22 protein-coding genes are annotated in these 18811 nt (G+C 32.5%); 7 read left to right on the top strand and 15 right to left on the bottom strand.

What is annotated here, in order from left to right; translation table 11 throughout:
- A partial coding sequence (locus ACZ76X_RS17460) for an exosporium leader peptide-containing protein (protein ID WP_479851179.1) occupies nucleotides 1–105 on the bottom strand: 105 nt, incomplete at its 3' end.
- Nucleotides 106–312: 207 nt separating this feature from the next.
- Between ACZ76X_RS17460 and ACZ76X_RS17455 the strand changes: the two genes are divergently transcribed.
- A complete protein-coding gene (locus ACZ76X_RS17455) occupies nucleotides 313–1062 on the top strand; it encodes a BclA C-terminal domain-containing protein (RefSeq protein ID WP_479851160.1) in 750 nt (249 codons plus the stop codon).
- Between the two features lie 404 nt (nucleotides 1063–1466).
- On the opposite strand, the gene ACZ76X_RS17450 is transcribed toward ACZ76X_RS17455, so the two are convergent.
- A complete protein-coding gene (locus ACZ76X_RS17450; RefSeq protein ID WP_479851159.1) occupies nucleotides 1467–2081 on the bottom strand; it encodes a helix-turn-helix domain-containing protein in 615 nt (204 codons plus the stop codon).
- Between the two features lie 59 nt (nucleotides 2082–2140).
- On the opposite strand from ACZ76X_RS17450, the gene ACZ76X_RS17445 reads away from it, so the two are divergent.
- Nucleotides 2141–2725, top strand: a complete 585-nt coding sequence (locus ACZ76X_RS17445) for a LysE family transporter (RefSeq protein WP_429678620.1) — start codon at nucleotides 2141–2143, stop codon at nucleotides 2723–2725.
- Between the two features lie 104 nt (nucleotides 2726–2829).
- Here the strand turns inward: ACZ76X_RS17445 and ACZ76X_RS17440 are convergent, their stop codons facing one another.
- Nucleotides 2830–3006 (bottom strand): N-acetylmuramoyl-L-alanine amidase C-terminal domain-containing protein, encoded by a 177-nt coding sequence (locus ACZ76X_RS17440; RefSeq protein ID WP_479851178.1) that lies wholly within the window; start codon nucleotides 3004–3006, stop codon nucleotides 2830–2832.
- A 93-nt stretch (nucleotides 3007–3099) separates the two neighbouring features.
- On the opposite strand from ACZ76X_RS17440, the gene ACZ76X_RS17435 reads away from it, so the two are divergent.
- A complete protein-coding gene (locus ACZ76X_RS17435) occupies nucleotides 3100–3360 on the top strand; it encodes a hypothetical protein (RefSeq protein ID WP_479851158.1) in 261 nt (86 codons plus the stop codon).
- Nucleotides 3361–3545: 185 nt separating this feature from the next.
- Here the strand turns inward: ACZ76X_RS17435 and ACZ76X_RS17430 are convergent, their stop codons facing one another.
- Both ACZ76X_RS17430 and ACZ76X_RS17425 read right to left on the bottom strand, forming a co-directional pair.
- A complete protein-coding gene (locus ACZ76X_RS17430; RefSeq protein WP_479851157.1) occupies nucleotides 3546–3671 on the bottom strand; it encodes a hypothetical protein in 126 nt (41 codons plus the stop codon).
- A gap of 40 nt (nucleotides 3672–3711) precedes the next feature.
- Nucleotides 3712–3885 (bottom strand): hypothetical protein, encoded by a 174-nt coding sequence (locus tag ACZ76X_RS17425; RefSeq protein ID WP_479851156.1) that lies wholly within the window; start codon nucleotides 3883–3885, stop codon nucleotides 3712–3714.
- A gap of 194 nt (nucleotides 3886–4079) precedes the next feature.
- On the opposite strand from ACZ76X_RS17425, the gene ACZ76X_RS17420 reads away from it, so the two are divergent.
- The gene (locus ACZ76X_RS17420; RefSeq protein ID WP_001123250.1) at nucleotides 4080–4364 is read left to right on the top strand and encodes a DUF4183 domain-containing protein; all 285 of its coding nucleotides are present in this window, start codon (nucleotides 4080–4082) and stop codon (nucleotides 4362–4364) included.
- A 680-nt stretch (nucleotides 4365–5044) separates the two neighbouring features.
- Nucleotides 5045–5830: a sulfotransferase family 2 domain-containing protein gene (locus ACZ76X_RS17415; RefSeq protein ID WP_479851155.1), complete on the top strand. Its 786-nt coding sequence runs from the start codon at nucleotides 5045–5047 to the stop codon at nucleotides 5828–5830.
- 401 nt (nucleotides 5831–6231) lie between these two features.
- Here the strand turns inward: ACZ76X_RS17415 and ACZ76X_RS17410 are convergent, their stop codons facing one another.
- The 5 genes from ACZ76X_RS17410 to ACZ76X_RS17390 form a co-directional block, all read right to left on the bottom strand.
- A complete protein-coding gene (locus ACZ76X_RS17410) occupies nucleotides 6232–8028 on the bottom strand; it encodes an ABC transporter ATP-binding protein (protein WP_479851154.1) in 1797 nt (598 codons plus the stop codon).
- Entirely contained in the window at nucleotides 8021–9775 is a 1755-nt protein-coding gene (locus ACZ76X_RS17405) for an ABC transporter ATP-binding protein (RefSeq protein WP_479851153.1), read from the bottom strand. The genes ACZ76X_RS17410 and ACZ76X_RS17405 overlap by 8 nt, the downstream gene beginning before the upstream one ends.
- Nucleotides 9776–9997: 222 nt before the next feature.
- Nucleotides 9998–10594, bottom strand: a complete 597-nt coding sequence (locus ACZ76X_RS17400; RefSeq protein ID WP_098670051.1) for a DUF1349 domain-containing protein — start codon at nucleotides 10592–10594, stop codon at nucleotides 9998–10000.
- A 33-nt stretch (nucleotides 10595–10627) separates the two neighbouring features.
- A complete protein-coding gene (locus ACZ76X_RS17395; protein ID WP_479851152.1) occupies nucleotides 10628–11512 on the bottom strand; it encodes a GNAT family N-acetyltransferase in 885 nt (294 codons plus the stop codon).
- A 261-nt stretch (nucleotides 11513–11773) separates the two neighbouring features.
- Nucleotides 11774–12460, bottom strand: a complete 687-nt coding sequence (locus tag ACZ76X_RS17390) for an MOSC domain-containing protein (protein ID WP_479851151.1) — start codon at nucleotides 12458–12460, stop codon at nucleotides 11774–11776.
- A gap of 159 nt (nucleotides 12461–12619) precedes the next feature.
- On the opposite strand from ACZ76X_RS17390, the gene ACZ76X_RS17385 reads away from it, so the two are divergent.
- Nucleotides 12620–13522 carry a LysR family transcriptional regulator gene (locus tag ACZ76X_RS17385; RefSeq protein WP_479851150.1) on the top strand — a complete coding sequence of 301 codons (903 nt, stop codon included), beginning with the start codon at nucleotides 12620–12622 and terminating at the stop codon, nucleotides 13520–13522.
- A gap of 92 nt (nucleotides 13523–13614) precedes the next feature.
- On the opposite strand, the gene ACZ76X_RS17380 is transcribed toward ACZ76X_RS17385, so the two are convergent.
- The 3 genes from ACZ76X_RS17380 to ACZ76X_RS17370 all read right to left on the bottom strand — a co-directional run bounded on the left by ACZ76X_RS17380 (nucleotide 13615) and on the right by ACZ76X_RS17370 (nucleotide 16263).
- Nucleotides 13615–13878 carry a hypothetical protein gene (locus ACZ76X_RS17380; RefSeq protein WP_479851149.1) on the bottom strand — a complete coding sequence of 88 codons (264 nt, stop codon included), beginning with the start codon at nucleotides 13876–13878 and terminating at the stop codon, nucleotides 13615–13617.
- A gap of 66 nt (nucleotides 13879–13944) precedes the next feature.
- Nucleotides 13945–15051, bottom strand: a complete 1107-nt coding sequence (locus tag ACZ76X_RS17375; protein ID WP_479851148.1) for a C45 family autoproteolytic acyltransferase/hydolase — start codon at nucleotides 15049–15051, stop codon at nucleotides 13945–13947.
- A 168-nt stretch (nucleotides 15052–15219) separates the two neighbouring features.
- A complete protein-coding gene (locus tag ACZ76X_RS17370) occupies nucleotides 15220–16263 on the bottom strand; it encodes an aspartate-semialdehyde dehydrogenase (protein WP_479851177.1) in 1044 nt (347 codons plus the stop codon).
- A 105-nt stretch (nucleotides 16264–16368) separates the two neighbouring features.
- On the opposite strand from ACZ76X_RS17370, the gene ACZ76X_RS17365 reads away from it, so the two are divergent.
- The gene (locus ACZ76X_RS17365; protein ID WP_479851147.1) at nucleotides 16369–17259 is read left to right on the top strand and encodes a LysR family transcriptional regulator; all 891 of its coding nucleotides are present in this window, start codon (nucleotides 16369–16371) and stop codon (nucleotides 17257–17259) included.
- 59 nt (nucleotides 17260–17318) lie between these two features.
- On the opposite strand, the gene ACZ76X_RS17360 is transcribed toward ACZ76X_RS17365, so the two are convergent.
- Entirely contained in the window at nucleotides 17319–17924 is a 606-nt protein-coding gene (locus ACZ76X_RS17360) for a PRK06770 family protein (RefSeq protein ID WP_098670059.1), read from the bottom strand.
- A gap of 101 nt (nucleotides 17925–18025) precedes the next feature.
- Entirely contained in the window at nucleotides 18026–18799 is a 774-nt protein-coding gene (locus tag ACZ76X_RS17355) for an HAD family hydrolase (RefSeq protein ID WP_479851146.1), read from the bottom strand.
- Nucleotides 18800–18811: the final 12 nt, after the last annotated feature.

Raw genomic sequence — 18811 nt, 5'->3', positions numbered from 1 at the left:
CGGACCTGTTGGAATATAAATTGGCGGAAGAGCCGGAAAGGTAGGTCCAATATTATCTGGTCCAACCATACCTTTATTCAACGATAATTTGTCATTACGATTCAAGTTAATACCTCCACAATTTTGTTTACTAATCAACAAAATAATACATCTATCATTTTAAGAAGAATTCCATCACTAATTTTTTCATTCTTAAATGATTTTTACATGTAGTAAACTTTTTACCGTTGCTATAACTAGAAGTATTAATATAATAAAACGATAGTTCCATTTCAAAATACTAAATCGGTTACGTTCTAATTTAAAAATGAGGTGATTTATATTCAAGATCAGAATGAAGAAATAAAAAAAGAACTATTATCACTGGCTCTTGAAATTATTCTTCCATACAGACTTACAGGTCCTACTGGGCCCACAGGGGTTACTGGACCTACAGGCATTACTGGATCTACGGGCGTTACTGGGCCTACAGGTGTTACTGGGCCTACGGGCATTACTGGATCTACGGGCATTACTGGGCCTACGGGCATTACTGGATCTACGGGCATTACTGGGCCTACAGGCATTACTGGATCTACGGGCGTTACTGGGCCTACAGGCATTACTGGATCTACAGGCATTACTGGATCTACGGGCATTACTGGGCCTATTATCACAACAAACTCTATGTTCGCTAATAATACATTAGGTGGTCCGATTTCAGTCATATTAGGTGGAACTAATATTCCACTTTCTAATAACCAAAGTCTCGGTAATTTTACAGTGAACGCTTCAAATGATATATTTACAATTCCTGTTACTGGGAGGTATTATTTAACCTATCAAGTTAATACGACAACTGCGCTACTTGCTGGTACAAGGCTACTATTAAACTCTTCAACTCCAATTCCTGGATCTATTTTTTCACCCGCAATATCAACTTCAAATTATAATAATAATTTAATAACCAATTTTATTGCAGGTAATACAATTTCACTTCAACTATTCGGCATATTATCCGTAGTTAATTTAGTTGGAGGTGGTTCAACCGGTGCCTCTTTAACAATTATACGAATTGATTAAAAAATGATTCGTTCTTTTTTATAATAATCGTTCTTAAATGGTCAAATGGAAACGAATATGTAATTAAAACTACTATTCTTTCAATAACTACACGATAATGATTAAGCAATAAAAAACACTTTGCACTATATTAATAGTAGAAAATATCTATACTAAATTTTCCGTATATACATTATCAATTTACACTTCTTTCTGCTGATGTTACATTAACTAAGAAGACAGTTTCTTAAATGCGAACCATCTCAATACGGTTTTGAGAAACATACTCCAATCCTATACGCGAGAGCAATACTATGTTGACACTCAAACGAGTGTCTTTTTTTATGAATTTCAAAAAATAAAACCATCTTTTATAGATGGTTTATCAAAACACACTTCTTTATATTCTTGATGCCATAACAAGTTTATGCAGTTGGATAATAAATGGTCATACTTAACCGAGTTAGCGTACTTCCGGAATTATGATAGAAGTGTGGTCTATCCGCCTTAAAGCGAATTGCATCTCCGCTATTTAATGTATATTGACAATCATTTATTTCAATTGTCAATTCCCCTTCAAACACCGTTATAAATTCTTCGGTCCCTTCTTTATGGCCTTCCGAACTTAATTTCCCTTCTGTTTCAATTTCAACCGTATAGATTTCAAAGTTCCTATCATCTTGAAAAGGAAAAGATGGATACACTTTATATCTCCCATTGTCTTCTAATAATGCTTGAACATCACTTCGTAAAACGACTTTCGTATCCGGTTGGGGATTATTAATTAAAGAAGTAAAAGACACTTTCAACCCATTAGCTATTTTCCATATCGTTGTTAATGTTGGGCTCGACTCTCCACGTTCAATTTGTCCAATCATTGTTTTACTCACACCTGTTAATTGAGCAACTTTTTCTAAACTTAATTTTTCTTTCTCTCGTATTGTTTTTAAATTTTTTGCCAGAATAAGTTGAATTTCTTCCATAAGAAACACTCCTACACTATATACAATATAACGACCGTTATGTATAATAAAAAGCACACGTTATATTGTTCTTTTCGGTCATTATAACATACACCAAATAATTAGGGGGTTTTGAAATGCCTATATTTTCTTTTTTGTTATTTGTTATTATAAGTAGCTTCACACCCGGTCCTAACAATTTCTTAGCTATGACATACGCCAATCAACATGGTTTAAAAAAGAGTATGCAATTTTGCTTTGGAGTAGCTTTCGGTTTTTTCATCCTCACTTCATTATGTAGCTTCTTTAATATTGTACTAATTAATATCCTACCTATAATTGAATTCCCTTTAAAAATTTTAGGTGTAGCATACATGCTATATTTAGCCTTTAAAATACTCACTAGTAAAACTAGTGCAGATCCAGATAAAAAACATAATAAAAACTTATTTACAGTCGGGATTTTTCTTCAATTTGTTAATCCTAAAGGGATACTATTCGGGCTGACTGTAGTGTCAACTTTTATTCTCCCTTACTATAATTCATATTCAAGTTTTCTACTCTTCTCATTATTTCTAGGTGTAGTCGGGTTAATGAGTACATTCAGTTGGAGCTTATTTGGTTCTATGTTCCAAAAACTTTTATTAAAACATACTACATCATTTAACATCATTATGGCTGTCTTATTAGTTTTTAGTGCTATTTCAATAGTAATTAATTAAATTCAAATTCTCATTTTTTTCTTTTTAAATATACTTGAAATTTCCGGCGAACCTCTGACTTACATGTATTACTTATTATGTATTAAAACAGAAATCTTCTATATCTAATCATATTTATACGAGGTAACATTATAAAAAGAGGAATACTCATAATAAGTAATCCTCTTTTTATGTCCTATCGTTTTTAAAATTTTCTGTTCTACTAAACTAGAATTCCCCTTAACTTCATACCACCAACCTTTACGATCAAGGTAATCCGTCATACCTTTAAGTTGCGGTATTTACGACTTTAAACTACTCATTTCAAAATCTTTTTTATTATAATACAGAAAAATGCGTTATAATATAAGTTACTGGTCTCAAGGAGGAGTTTAATGACTGATAAATATAAATTTTTGATACTCATTATTACAGTATTTTTTTCTTTCTTTTCTTTAATAAAAGATTTCCGTAACACTTCAAAAAGTTTCTTTTGGGGGAGCTTTGCAATCCTAACGAGCTTTATATTATTATTAACTCACGCTTTAGAATTAACTCCAATACTTCTCTATTCAGCACAGATGGCTCTTGAGATTATTACAATTCCACGTAAATTAATTCTTCCATCTAGCACTGAAGTTGCTATATGTTGCTAACTATTTGTGTATCTTAAAAAATCCAACTCTATATTTATAATTAAATTTCAAACTCACTAGTATAAAAATCTCATACATCGCTGTTTTTTTCATTGAGTTTGTTTGTTTTGTGTAAAAGAAAAAGCACCCAAATGGTTGCTTTTTACAGAATCATCTTTTTCTTCTGCTTCTTTTCACTTCCTTCGCTAATTTTCCTGCTCTTCTTGATTTTTCATCCGGACGCACAATGCTTTGTAGTTTTTCAGCTCTTTCACCACAAGTCTTCGCATCTCCTTTTCATCGATGTCTTTAAAAAATAAAAATTGATTCATACGATACGGTTCCCTCCGTTCGATCTACTCTGTTGAACTTTTACTTCATTTCCTTTTTACATTCTTCAAGAAAATCAATGACTTTTTGATTGTGCACTCTCGTAGAAAATAATTCCATCACATCGACTTCTGTGTTATAAACACAAATCGTTCTTTCCTTGAACTCCATCCCTAACATTCCATCATCACCTAAAAGCTTTACGTTACCCTCCATTCTTTTAACCTCACTTTCTTTTCAAAGGATTATTTTGTTTAATTTTATACATCATTTAATAAACAAATAAGAATTATACTTTTTTACTAGTGTACAAGCCGTATCTTTTGAAGGAAGCACAACATAGAATACAATACCGGACAAGACTTTAAAAAAACTTGTCTGAGTTTATTCTCAAAAAGAGGTGAACATAAATGCCTATCGTTAAGCCCTTTATAGCTGGAAGACGATTTGTAAGTACAGCAGCAACAGGGACTGTCGCTGGAGCAGATTTAACTTTTGCTAACACAGACTTCACTGATGACACTGGTGCTGTAACAACATTCCCTGCTTCTTATGCTTTTTTAACGCTTTATATTAATGGCGTTATTCAAACAGGTGATACTATTACTGGTGTGACTACTACAGCTGCTACTATTGTAGGGGGAGCTGTCCTAGATGGAGGAACTCCTATCGCAATTGAATTTACAATAACGTAAATTTAGTTATCTTTTTAGAGGTTTCGTTAAAAGAAACCTCTAATTTTAAACACTGAAATTAATTTTAGTAACAATTGCATAATGCAGTACATATACTAGTATAGAATGATTATCTTAGAGCACATATCAACATGTGCTCTTTTTGTTTTATATTTAGATTTCATTAACCTTATTGATTCCTTTACATAAGGTATTATCAAAAGGAATCAATAAGGTTGCTCTAGACCAGATCCCTCGTATTCCTGTTACAAAGAATCCGTTTATAAACAGCGGGTTCTTTTATTGTTTCTACATAAAATAACTCTTTTGTTTAATTTTATCTTAATTCACATCATATTTTCTTAACGTTCGAATTAACAACTATATAATGTAATTAAACTATTTGTATGAGGGGTGATTATTATGAACTGGAAACAAAAATACAATCCGAAGCATATCTTTTACCGTATGTATAGTTATATTTATAAAGCCCTTGATGATATATCATGGTCCTTAAAATAATTTAGATTGTTATGAGTACACATTTTCTGTGTGCTCTTTTCACATTTCTATAAAATAACTCTTTCATTCCAGAATTATATTATTTTAAATTATTTATTTTCCTTCTCTTCCCTTGTTCATATGCCAAGTCCTTTATTCATAAACTAAAAGTACTTGACCTAACTGAATGGAGGCTAGCAATGTCTTTTTCAAATATTATTAAATACGGACGCGTTCCCCTCTTTAATTCTAACTTCCCTTTGATTTTATTTTGGAGTCAAAAAAGTGGCTGTACCTCTCTTGCACATTGGTTTTTTTATCAAATAGATTTATTTAAAGAAGCCATAAAATACGATTCTTTCATCCATAATTATGAAAATGAAATATACAAAAACTCCTCGGACTACTTTATTGAACTAGCTGCGGCTTTATATACAAACGGAAAAGATACCTATAAATTAGTGAGGAACCCCTATACAAGAGCTGTAAGTTCATTTTTTTCACTAATTGCCCCCCCTTACATAGAAAACCCAACATGGAATCCTATTCGGAATTTTTATTACGGTAATGAATTTTGTAATAAACCTATTTCATTTAAAATCTTTCTCTACTACTTAAAAGAGCAAATGATAGATTTAGAACAAGTAGATCCACATTTAATGCAGCAATATGAACCAGGTGAGGAAGAGTTTGTTACAAAGTATATCTACCTTGAAAATTTCTCTACTGAAATTGAGCGCTTAGAACAAACATATCAATTAAAAACTTCTCCTTTACACATACTAACCAAATCATGGCATCATCAGAAAGACAGGGCGATTTTTAAAGGTAATTTTGCAGATGCTGATATTACCGATCCTTTATTCCCACGCCTCCCAACATACGATAGCTTTTATGACTATGAAACTATCCAATTAGTACAGGATATTTTTAATAAAGATTTTAGCACGTACAATTACCCATTAACTCCTTTAAAAAATATGTGATTTTCTAATTGTAGTTTCATATATTATAGAGAAACATAGATTCACCTATTTAAGTTTCCTCATAAGGTGAAACTTTAATCAGTGGGGGTTTTGTTCATCCCCACCTAACTTCTTTGTTTCCGCTGAATTGTGAGGTGGGGGTCTTACTGCCTGTTAATGTGGGATAAAACTCTCGTAGTAAGTTGGGACACTGGAAACAGTGTCTTTTTTAATAAATCATTAAAACATTTAAATAGAACGTGAAATACTCATTAAGGTTGCCACCATTCGTATATTTTACTTTGTATGCAAGAAAGACGCAGTTAAAACATTTAGTGAACGAATATTCGGATAGTAATCTTTACAAACATAAAAATACGGTTTCTCCGATATAGAGAAACCGCACCTTAATAAAGGTTTTATTAAATTTTAAACTGACTCGTATACAGATCAAAGTAAAAACCTCTATCTTCCATAAGAGATTCATGATTCCCTCTTTCCATAATACTTCCATCTTTTATAACAAGGATTTGATCTGCTTTTTCAATCGTTTTCAATCGATGAGCGATTACGAAACTTGTTCGACCTCTCATTAAATTGTTTAGTCCTTCTTGAATTTGTAATTCTGTTCTCGTATCAATATTAGATGTTGCTTCATCAAGAATTAATATATCTGCATCTGCTAAAATTGCCCTTGCAATCGCAAGAAGTTGTTTTTGTCCTTGACTTAAATTCGATCCTTCTGATGCAATTTTTGTTTCATATTGATTCGGCAAATGCTTTATAAAAGAATGCGCAGATGCTGCCTTAGCTGCATGAATTACTTCTTCATCGCTAGCATCTAATCGACCATAACGGATATTATCCATAATTGTCCCAGCAAATAAATACGTATCTTGTAAAACTACCCCTATTTTACTTCGTAACGAATTTATATCATAATCTTTTATATTTTTTCCGTCGATATGAATTTGCCCTTGTTGTATATCGTAAAAGCGAGTTAGTAAATTAATGATTGTTGTTTTACCCGATCCTGTGGGACCAACTAAAGCAATTGTCTCTCCTGGCTGTGCCTTAAGACTCACTTCTTTTAAAATCGTTTTATTTTCCTCATAACCGAATGTAACATTCTCAAGCTCAACATGTCCTTGTAAATTTTGTACCATGAACGCATCTTTTTTATTTTGGATTTCTGGTACTTCATCCATAATTTCAAAGACACGTTCTCCACCAGCAACTGCCGCTTGAATCGTATTCATTAAAGTTGCGAATTGACTGAGTGGTCTTGAGAATTGACGAGAATAATTAATAAAAGCTGCAATGACACCTACTGTTGTCATTCCATTTAAAACCATTACTGATCCAGTCCCAATTACAAGCCCCATACCTAAGTTATTTATAAAGTTCATACTTGGAAAAATAAAAGCTGAAAATGTATCCGCCTTCGTAGCAGACATTCTTAGTTGTTCATTAATTTTATTGAAATTTTCTACGGTTTCTTTTTCTTTCCCGTATAACGTTGTAACATCCGCTCCAGTTATAGCTTCCTCAATAAAACCATTTAATTCTCCTAAATCTTTTTGACGCTTTGCAAAGTTTTTACCACTATAAGCAACTAATTTTTTTGTAACGAAAAACATAATAGGTACTGTAATTAGTGTAACAATTGCTAAAATCCAATCTAATGCGAACATCGCAATTGTTACACCTATAAAGGTTAATGCTGATGAAATAATTTGTACAACACTTTGAGTTAACGCTTGATTCAAATTATCTATATCATTTGTCACACGACTCATTAAATCCCCTTGAGAACGTACATCAAAGAACCGTAAAGAAAGCGTTTGGATTTTCTCGAAAATATCTTGTCGTATTTTTTGTATCGTTTTTAATGCAACGTTAACCATAACAAATGTTTGTAACCATGTTAACAATACTGTTACACCATAAATCGCGATAAGTAACAAACACATTCTCGCCGTACCGCTTAAATCTTTCGGTACAATATATTGATCGATAATTACTCCCATTAAATACGGACCTAATAACCCAAGTAATGTCGTAATAAATACTAAAAATATAACGAACGTAAGAGCAGCCTTTTGATAGCCCATATAGTTCCATATTCTCATTACAGTTCCTTTTGTATTTTTAGCTTTACCCATCTTAGGCGCGTTACGCCCACCTTTATTTGCAAACTGCCCTTGGAAATTACGCATGTTCTTTCCCACCTTCTTTATATAAATTACCACCTTGGGAAAGATAGATTTCTTGATATACCTCACATTGTTCTAACAGCTCTTCATGTGTACCATCACCTACTAATTCACCGTTATCTAAAACGAGAATTTTATCAGCATCTATTATAGATGAAATTTTAGAGGCAATTAATAATGTTGTTGTTCCTTTATATTCTGTTCTTAATGCCGATTGAATGTTAGATTCTGATTTAGCATCTACTGCAGATGTAGAATCATCTAATATAAGAATAGATGGCTTTCTCACAAGTGCCCTTGCAATTGATACACGTTGTTTTTGTCCGCCTGATAAATTCGTTGCACCTTGTGTTAAATGATATTGATATGAATCTTCTAGCTTATTAATAAACTCAGTCGCACAAGCTGCTGAAGCTGCTACTTCAAGTTCCTCCTTCGTTGCATCTTCTTTACCATAACGTAAGTTCTCTTCTATGCTACCTGAAAACAACAATGCCTTTTGAGGCACAAATCCTATAGAAGCACGAAGTTTTTGTAAATCATACGCCTTAACATTTATTCCATCAATGCATATTTCACCTTGATCAACATCATATAAACGCGGTAACAGTTTTGCTAAAGTAGATTTACCACTCCCTGTAGAACCGATAATCCCTATCTTTTCACCTTTACATATGCGAAATGAAATATCTTTTAAAACATATTCATTATTTTTCGTATAACTATAACTAACATTTTTAAAGTCAATTTGCCCCTCAATTTTCTTAGGTACAAGCGCATTTGTTTCACTCTTAATATCAACCTCAGTATTTAAAACTTGCTGTACACGATCCGCAGACGGAAATGCTCGCGCGATTTGCATAAATACCATACTGATAGACATAAGTGACATTAAAATAATATTCAAATAGTTAATAAACGCTAATATAGCTCCTACTTGAAGCGTTCCATTAAATACTTTTTCTCCACCGATCCATAATGTTGCGACAATCCCGCCGCTTACAACTAACATAATGATTGGCATCATTAAAGAAATAAGCTGCACTGCTCGAATATTTATCTTCGTTAAATTTGTATTTACTTTTCCAAACTGAGTGATTTCATATTTTTGTCTTACATACGCTTTAATAACACGTACACCAGATAAATTTTCTTGCAACTTTGTATTCACTTTATCTAATGCTTCTTGCACTTTTTTGAACGTTCCGCTCGCTTTACTTGCAATAAATATAATCGCAAGCAATAAAATTGGAACGACTACGAGTAATATAGGAAATAACTCACGTGCTGTTACAAAAACAATTATTATACTTCCGATAAATAACAAAGGACCACGAACAAGAACACGTAATGTCATCGTCATCGCCGATTGAATTGAAGTAATATCATTTGTCACAATCGTTAATAATTTCCCAGTTCCAAATGAATCACGATTTTCACTAGAAAATGTTTCTATTTTCGCAAATACATCTTTTCGTATGTCTGTAGCGAAATTAACTGCTGCTTTTGTAGAATACATCATGCACCCAAGTCCTCCAACTAAACCGAGTGCTGCAGCTCCTATCATAAGAAGCCCCATTTTTATTACATAATTCAAATCACGGTTTGCTATCCCAACATCAATAATATGTTGCATAATAGTCGGTTGAATTAAGTCCATCGCAACCTCAAGTACCATAAATAGCGGTCCAATAATAGCGAAGAACATGTATGGTTTTAAATACTGTAATAACTTGCGAAATGATTTCATACATAATCTCCTTTTTCCTATGAAATTACCATTTAATAATTCATACCCTCCTTATTTAAACGATTTAGTTTGTAATTTCTTTCTTATTCCTATTATATTATGTAAATTAATATTTAACATTATTAAATGATAAGCATTTATGACTTTCTGGTCAATAAATGTGCTTTGTATTACGCAAATAGAAAAACCGTATTCTTAAGTAGAAAGAATACGGTTTTTCATCTATATCTCTTCAATTGTAAAATCTAAAAACTCAGTCTCAAATCCATTGTTTTTAGAAGGACTACACGTGTAAAAACCTATTTTAACAGGTGCATTCCCTATATCCTCCATCAAATGAGCGATTCTTATTTGTTCCCATTGACAGCTTTTTTTTACATATATTATATAATCGCCACGTTTACGAACAATTCGAAAACGAAGTTGCTCGTTAGCTAATTCTGTTGGAAAGTCTTGTGTTGACCAATCAGAATATCCATTATTCGTTACGACAGCTCCTAAATGAGAAGGACCATCTGGAATATACTCTAATGAAGTTTTCAACCAACACTTTTCCGAAATCATAACAAAAAGACCTGCTTGATCGTATTTTGAATTTGGATTCATACACAATTGTACTTCAGCTTGAAAGTCTGTCATCATTTCATTATAAAATACATGACCATTCATGACTTCAAAACCATAATGTGTTTTAAGCCAAAAATCTGTTTCTGCTTTCGAACGGACAATAAACGCCTGCTTGTCATTAATTTTATAATATTCAGGGACATTCATTATAGTGAGCTGCTCAACATGTTTAGGTATATATGATATATTCATAGTTCCTCCATAATAAAACCTTTATACAAATATTTAAAACTCCGCTAATACTGGGAATTTATAACCTTTAAAATCTAACTCTTTATTACTTCGAACCATTAAATACTTACTAGACTGTAATTCTGTAAACTGTACATCCTCAATCCCTAATTGATCTGGAGAGAAGTAAAATTCGATTTCTGTAAACCTTTCGGCGATTTCCTCACATATTTCATCTAAAACTGGAATTACTGGTGCGAATACTCCATATAATTTCAACTTTTCATTATCTACTTCATACACAATTAGAGCATCTAGTTTCTCTGAATAATACAATTTCTCATTCCATTCCGAATCATATATATTCAAATAAAACGAAGGATGGAAGTTTAATGTTGAAAAATTATTTGAAAGTCTTTGGCTACTATCAATAGTTTCATGTATTAACTTTCTATCCTCTTCCATATAATAATCTAACTTTCTAAGTAAAGAATCATTATTATTCTTTTTATTATATAGAATAGTCATTAAATACTCCTGCACAACTTTAAACCCAAATGATGCATATAGTTCAGGTTTTTCTGTAAACAATAATGTACATTCACATTTCTTATCGATTTCTTCTATCATTTTACTCATTAATTGTGTCATGAGTCCTTGTCTTCGAAAATTAGGGTGTGTCATTACCGATTGAATGCCCGCTGCATTTATTCTTTCACCATTTACTAGCAATGGTAGCGAAAATACCGCAACATTTGCAATCGCTTTATCATCATGTAAAAATGATAAAGCTTTGTATGTATCGTCCCAATAACCTCTCTCTGAAAAATCATTCAACGTTTGAATTGTAATTCCAAACACTTCTTCAAATAAAGGAAATAACTGCTCTCTTTTCGGTTCTGCTAAAAGAAGTTTTTTAAAAATTTCAACATTCCCCATGTTGTCCCTCCATACGTTAATTCCATCAAATTAGATTTAGTTATATGACCTGCTCTTAATGTAATAGGTCTTACCAATCAATATACTATCATAAAATATAAAAAAAGAGTCTAATTAATTTTATGTTTTGACTATTCGAAAATAAGTCGAATAAAAAAATATTAAGATTATCGAATATTAATAAGTTTATTATATAAAAATAGTGCTTTCTACTTCGTTTTTACTCATAGAAATACACCATTTATAAAAAAATATTTTTTATTATTTTTTTCCTTCTAGTCTCTCCTTCGTATTAATTTCTTCTCCCCTCATTCGCTTTTCAAATGTATTTCTCCAACTTGTAGAAAGCGCACGTACTTCTAAGACCCTTTTTAACCCTTCCATATTTTGTTTTTCCTTATGCATAATACGATTAGCAAATGCTACTGTAATACCTTTTGGATCAGACTTTATTAACTTTAATGTATCAACAGGTGATACCCAACCTTCTTCTAATACACGAAAATAAAACCCTGTATATCCTGTTTCTTGAAAATATAATGGTAACTTTGGAATATTGTATTTCTTTGCTAATTTAAAACAAGGTTGTCTTGGCTGCGTTACTTGCACAATTGCTTCTCCAATTTGAAATGTATCACCAATACAAACATCCTCTTCACGCATATCACTAATTGTTATATTTTCTCCGAATGCTCCATATACAAGACCTTGATTCAACTCTTTTTCCCAGTAGTCATAATGTTCCGCCGAATATACGCACACTGCTTTATCTACTCCGCCATGATGAACCAAATCCGCCTGGCCGTCCCCATTAAATTTCACAAAGGATAAAAACACCGGTTCCTTTATTTGTTTTTTATTTATGCCTGTATGAATTACCTTTCCGCCGTATGTAACCTCTTTTGGCAACCCTATATTTAAAGATAATAATTGATATTCATTACCCATTATATTTCCTCCTTTAAAGGTGTAACATGACTTTTCACTCTCAATTTTGTTTTCACTATTACCTCTGTAATATAAAGTTGATTATAAAACCCGGAAAATCATTGTTCAATCCAATTATTTATATAATAATGATAGGTATAACCTATCATTAAACTTGAGGTGATTCCAATCGAATTACGACAACTTGAATATTTTTTAGCTGTTTCAAAAGAATTGCATTTCACAAAAGCAGCTGAGAAACTAAATATTTCACAACCTTCTCTCAGTCAGCAAATACGTGCATTAGAACATGAAGTAGGAGTGCCGCTTTTCGATCGCATTGGTAAAAAGATATCTTTAACTGATGCAGGAAGGATTTTATTATTACATAGTAAAACCATTTTTCATGAAATCGAACAAGCTCGTTCTGCTATTCAAGATTTAAACGGATTACAGCAAGGTACCTTAACAATTGGTTCTTTGTTAACCGTCGTAAATTACTTACTACCACCAGCTATTTTAAATTTCAATCATTTATATCCCAATATAGAACTTTCTGTATTAGGGCTTCGCACCGGAGATATTCGTGAAAAATTATTGCAAAATGAACTAGACTTTGGCATTACATTTCTCCCAGTGCAAGATAAGGAGATTATTTCTATCCCCTTATACAAAAGTGAACTTACATTAGTCGTACCAACCGGTCATCGATTAGCTGAACGTAATCATGTATCTATTGCTGAATTACAGAACTCCCCTTTCATTCTTTTACCTAAAAATTTCTTTTTAACCGAACTATTTACATCTCATTGTCAAAAATTCAACTTTAAACCAAAACCAATTTTAGAAATTAGTACGATGGAATCTTTAATCCAAATGGTTTCAAAAGGAATGGGAATTACAGTGTTACCAAAACCATATATAGACTTTTTACAAAATAAAAACATTCGGGCTATTAAAATAGAAAATCCTACTCCAACAATAGAAATAGGACTTATTTATAGAAAAGATAAATATATGTGTGCTGCAACTCGAGAGTTTATTGAGCAACTAAAAAGAACGGTGCATTCTTTACAAAGCTAAACGAACAAAAGAGATGATCCTATGAACCCGTTTCACAACGACTTAGTAGAATCATCTCTTTTCAAAACAAAATATTTAAACTCATATAAATGTCAATGTACCTTTTTAGATATTGGAATATATTTCGTAAAATATGCTCCAACTAGCAATAAAACAATTGAAATGAACCAAATAAAAATCCCGCTTAAGTTAAACCAATATGCAAACAAATTTAAGATTGCTAATGTAAAGAAACAAATTGAAGTTAACGCACTCTTCAATCCTTTTACCCCTGCTTTTTTTCTTTTTTCATAAGTAATATACATTGAAACGGCAACAAATAAGATAAGAACAATCGGTAATATAACTTTTAGCAATGGCATTCCCTCCCGTATGTAGGCCTTGCTATTACCATATTACCCCATTGCTCTTTTTGGAATCAATTAATAACGCTCTTCTCTCCAAAAGTCAGCATACGTTTTATTTTTAAAGTTCACATTCACCTCAGAAAAAGATAGACTTTCTCCAACTTTCAATGAGTACCAGTCATTGAAAAGCGGAGATCCAAAACAAATATTCATTGTGCGATTATGTAAATCACATAAGACAGAATGCAAAGTTCCAAACCATTCTTCATAATTGTGTACTGTCAGCCCAGTAGGATACTCTTTTTCTACTAATCCTTTTAAAGACTCCATACTCACTAGTTCATTTTCATTTAAATATTCATACAATGTGTGATATCTGTTTGTTGATTGTTCTAATCTTCTATTATTCAATTTTTGAATAGGTAAACTAATCGCATGGTTTGTTGATACGATAAAATTTTGGCTTTCCTCATCAATTGAAGTTATTAATTTATATCCGTCAAATATTTCAATACGTGCTGCGTCTAATGGATCTGCTACGATTAGATTAATATTACTAGCAATCGGAATTTCTTCTATTAGTGACTTAGCCTCTTGCACATTTTTGCATCTCTCCAATAACACGCGAATTACCGCAAAACATTGTAAACCACTTACCACTGGCTTTCGTAAACCTTCAATATTTCCTACTGGTTGACCGCATGCTGAAAATGTAACAGATAACCCATGCTCGTTAACTCCTTCTGTTCGACCAAAATATTGAGTAGAAAAGCCACTATGCACATATGCACCTTCAACATGTGTTGAGCAAAAACGCATATCATCTATTTTTGGAGACAAATCATAATTTCTTAGTACATATGTGTGCTTTGCATCTGTTTTTTTAGGTAACACGACACAATGACTACATCCTGCTTTTAATAATGTTTGATAATAATACATCATATGTTTAGCAGGAATTTTCAACACTTCACAAAAACCTTCAATTTCTTCATTAATTCCAGGACAATATTGATGTAATATATTTCTAGATTCTGTCCAATAGTTATCTGATACTATATGTTCTTGTTGTATGAATTGCGGAATAAGATATGGATGATTTTTCACAAACTCTCCTTGTTGCTTTCCGATATCATAATAACTTCCTTTTAATGATGAAAAATACCCCTTTACTTCATACATCACATTTCCCCCTCGCATTGATTATATCCATATCATACTAAAAGGACTTTATTCATTCTTGATGTTTTTTACTGTCTTTCAAATCAAATTTGGCTTGAATAAAGAAAACAATTATAAATTAAAAACTAGGAAACTGTAGCCATTTACAGTTTCCTAGTTTTTAATTTACTATATAATCCCTTCCTCCACCAACGTTTCTGCAATTTGAACTGAGTTCCAAGCAGCACCTTTTAATAAATTATCGGAAACAATCCAAAGATGGAACCCTTTTGGCGTATCAGGATCTTTTCTAATTCTCCCGACAAATGTGTCTATTTTCCCTTCTGCATATAACGGCATTGGATACAGCTGTTCATTAGGATTATCTTGTAATATAACACCTGGTGCATCTAGCAGTACTTCTCTTATTTCTGCAACGGTCGCTTCTTTTTCAAGCTCAATATAAACAGATTCTGAATGTCCTGAAACAACTGGAACACGCACACAAGTTGCTGCCATTTTCAAGTTTTGATCCTCCAAAATTTTCTTTGTTTCTTGAATCATTTTTACTTCTTCAAATGTATAATCATTATCTGTAAATATATCTACTTGTGGCAGTACATTAAATGCAATTGGATAATGCTTTTTATCTTTTTTCACAGGTAATATCGTACTTTTAACCTCTTCAGCTGCAAGCATTGACTTAGCCTGTTCTTTTAATTCTTGAATTGCATGAATTCCTGATCCTGATACAGCTTGATACGTTGAAACGATAATTCGTTCTAAACCAAATAATTTTCGTATTGGCTGAAGAGCTGTTACCATCTGTAATGCTGAACAATTCGGAACTGCTATGATACCGTTATGCTCCTTTAATGTGTGTGCATTTACTTCTGGAACAACGAGCGGTACATCGCGCGCCATTCGGTATTCACTCGTGTTATCAATTACGATTGCACCACTAGACACTGCATGATTAACAAATCGTTTTGAAACTTCTCCTCCTGCACTAAAAAAGGCAATATCTACTCCTTCAAAGCTAGTTGCTTTAGCCTCTTGTATTATTATCTCTCGTCCTTGAAACTGTACTACCTTACCAGCTGTTCGTTTTGACGAAAGTAATGTAACTTCAACAATATTAAAATTAGTTTCTTTCTCTAACAGTTCAATAATTTTCTGTCCAACTGCACCTGTAGCACCAACTACAGCTACATGATAGCCCTTATTGATCATCATTTCTCCTCCAATATAACTTAAATGAATATTTCTATAATTTCATTTTATAAAGAATTTAATCATTTGGAAAATTGAAATATGTGATATAATCATTCACAAATCATGATAATAAAAGAGGGATCGCTTATGGAAATGAGACATGTTAAAACTTTTTGTGCCATCGTTAAGTATGGTAATTTTTCTAAAGCAGCTCATGCGTTAGGTTATGCGCAATCTACTGTAACAGCGCATATGAAAGCATTAGAAAACGATTTACACCTCCCTCTTTTTGATCGATTAGGGAAAAAAGTACTTCTTACAAAAGCAGGTCATCAATTTCATCCTTATGCTCTAGAATTACTAGCCATTTATGAAAAGGCGCAAGAAATCCCTCAAAATGGTGATAAATTAGAGGGAACATTAACAATTACATCTAACGAATCATTAGCCGTGTACCGATTACCACAATTATTACGTATGTACAAACAGGAGAATCCGAAAGTAAATATCGTACTGGAAACAACTACAAACGAACAAGCAATGAATAAGCTACGTGAAGGAGAAACAGATGTTATTTTCATAATTGGAGAAAGTATGGAACATAATGATTTTATTACGCGTACTTTTTGTAATGAGGTATTTGGGTGGATTTTACCTCCCCATTACGCTACACACTCTAATCCATTTCGTTTACTAAATGATACACAATTTATCTTTACAGAACAAAGCTGCGGCTATAGACCGATGGTAGATCGGTTTTTACGTCAAAGCGGAAATATTCCAGCTAAAACCTTTGAAACTTCCAATGTTGAAGTCATTAAACAATCTGTCATGTGTGAGTTAGGAATTTCAATTCTTCCTTACATCGTTGTACAAGAAAGTTGTGAAAAAGAGCAACTCTATTTTCATCCTATTGAAACACCAGCAATTATTCAAAGCCATGTAATCTATCATAAATCTAGATGGATTTCACCCGTTTTACAATCGTTTCTTTCCTTACTAGAGAAAAACTAAAAAGTGCACACAAAAAAGAGTAACTGCCTAAAAAGCAATTACTCTCCTCCAACATTATCTTATTTATTAGTCTGTCCTCCACCTGCAATTAATTTACTGCCTGAATAGGTACCTTTTTGCATAAACACTTGATTAATTAATTCTTTTTGTTCCGCTTCTGACATTACTCCTTTACCTTCACCTAAATTCCCGCTTTGTAGTTTCCAAACCTTATTGTGATCCGCGTCCATCTTTTCATATTTCCCTTGTTTCCACCTCTCTAAAATGTCTGCATATGTATTTCCTTGTACAAGATCATTACTCTTTACAATATCAAGCAAACTTTCAATTCGTTCTTGTGTAATAAAAATATAACCCCACTTTTGATCAGCTTTCGTTTTTTGATGTGCCATTTCATGTAATGCTGTCTGTATATTTTCATCTGTCCATTTAAAATTTTTATTAAAACCACTATTCGGTAATGAATGATTGCCATTTTCTAAAAGCTTTGCATCTTCAGCTTTTACATTGCTATCAGCTAGTACTTCTGCAGCCGGCGCGGCTGGTGATACCTTTTTCGCAGCTGGTTTACTATTATTCAAATAATACAGCATACCATATGTTACACCTACGCCGATTACTGCCATACCAGCTATAATACCTATTATTTTAAATAATGTTTTCATCTTACTTGTTTCCTCCCACATGCCCCATTCATAATATCTGTTTATCAAAAACAGATATAGCATCTCTTTTTTCACAACCTACCTCAATTTATTTTTTCATACTATTTTATATAAACATAACTTTCACTTTCTAAAAATATAGCAACTCCATCCTCATCGTTACTTTTAGCAATAAATTTAGCGACTGCCTTTAATTCCTCAACAGCGTTGCTCATCGCTACACCAACCCCACACTTCTCTATCATTTCCATATCATTGTAGTCATCTCCAAAGGCAATTACTTCAGAGACGTCTCGATTTAAGTGCTGTAGAACATATTGAATACTATTCCATTTTGAAACATCTGCATGCATAATTTGGCACAATGTTCCGTCGTCTGTAATGACTGCCTTGCATTCGTCAGGCAATTCTTTAATGAATTCCTTGTTTATTGGACCTTTAGTACAAATAATTGCTTTAGAGGCTTTTTCAAAGTCCAAATCTCTTACATCCATAATTTCACACGGTACATTACCGAAATAATCAGTAACATCAAAATTTGAATACAACTTATCACCTATTTCAAGACAAATCTCATGAAGATGATACTTTTTTGCTATTTCTATAATTTCTAAAATGTTATTTTTAGAAATCTTCATTTCATATAAAATATCATTACCTTTAAGAACTAAAGCCCCGTTATAACAAATTATAATCTCACTCTTTAACACGTTGGGGATATACTGTTTTATAGCTCTTGGCGGCCTTGCTGTAGCAAAAATCAATTCGTCTCCATTATTTTTACATGCCCTTAAAATATTTATAGATTTCTCTGAAATTGTTTTATCACTTCTTAATAAAGTCCCATCAAGATCTGAAATAATAATCTTTTTCATACCTACGTTAAT

It is taken from the genome of Bacillus sp. BC05(2025), from assembly GCF_056725905.1.
This window is presented reverse-complemented; position numbering and strand designations above follow the sequence as displayed.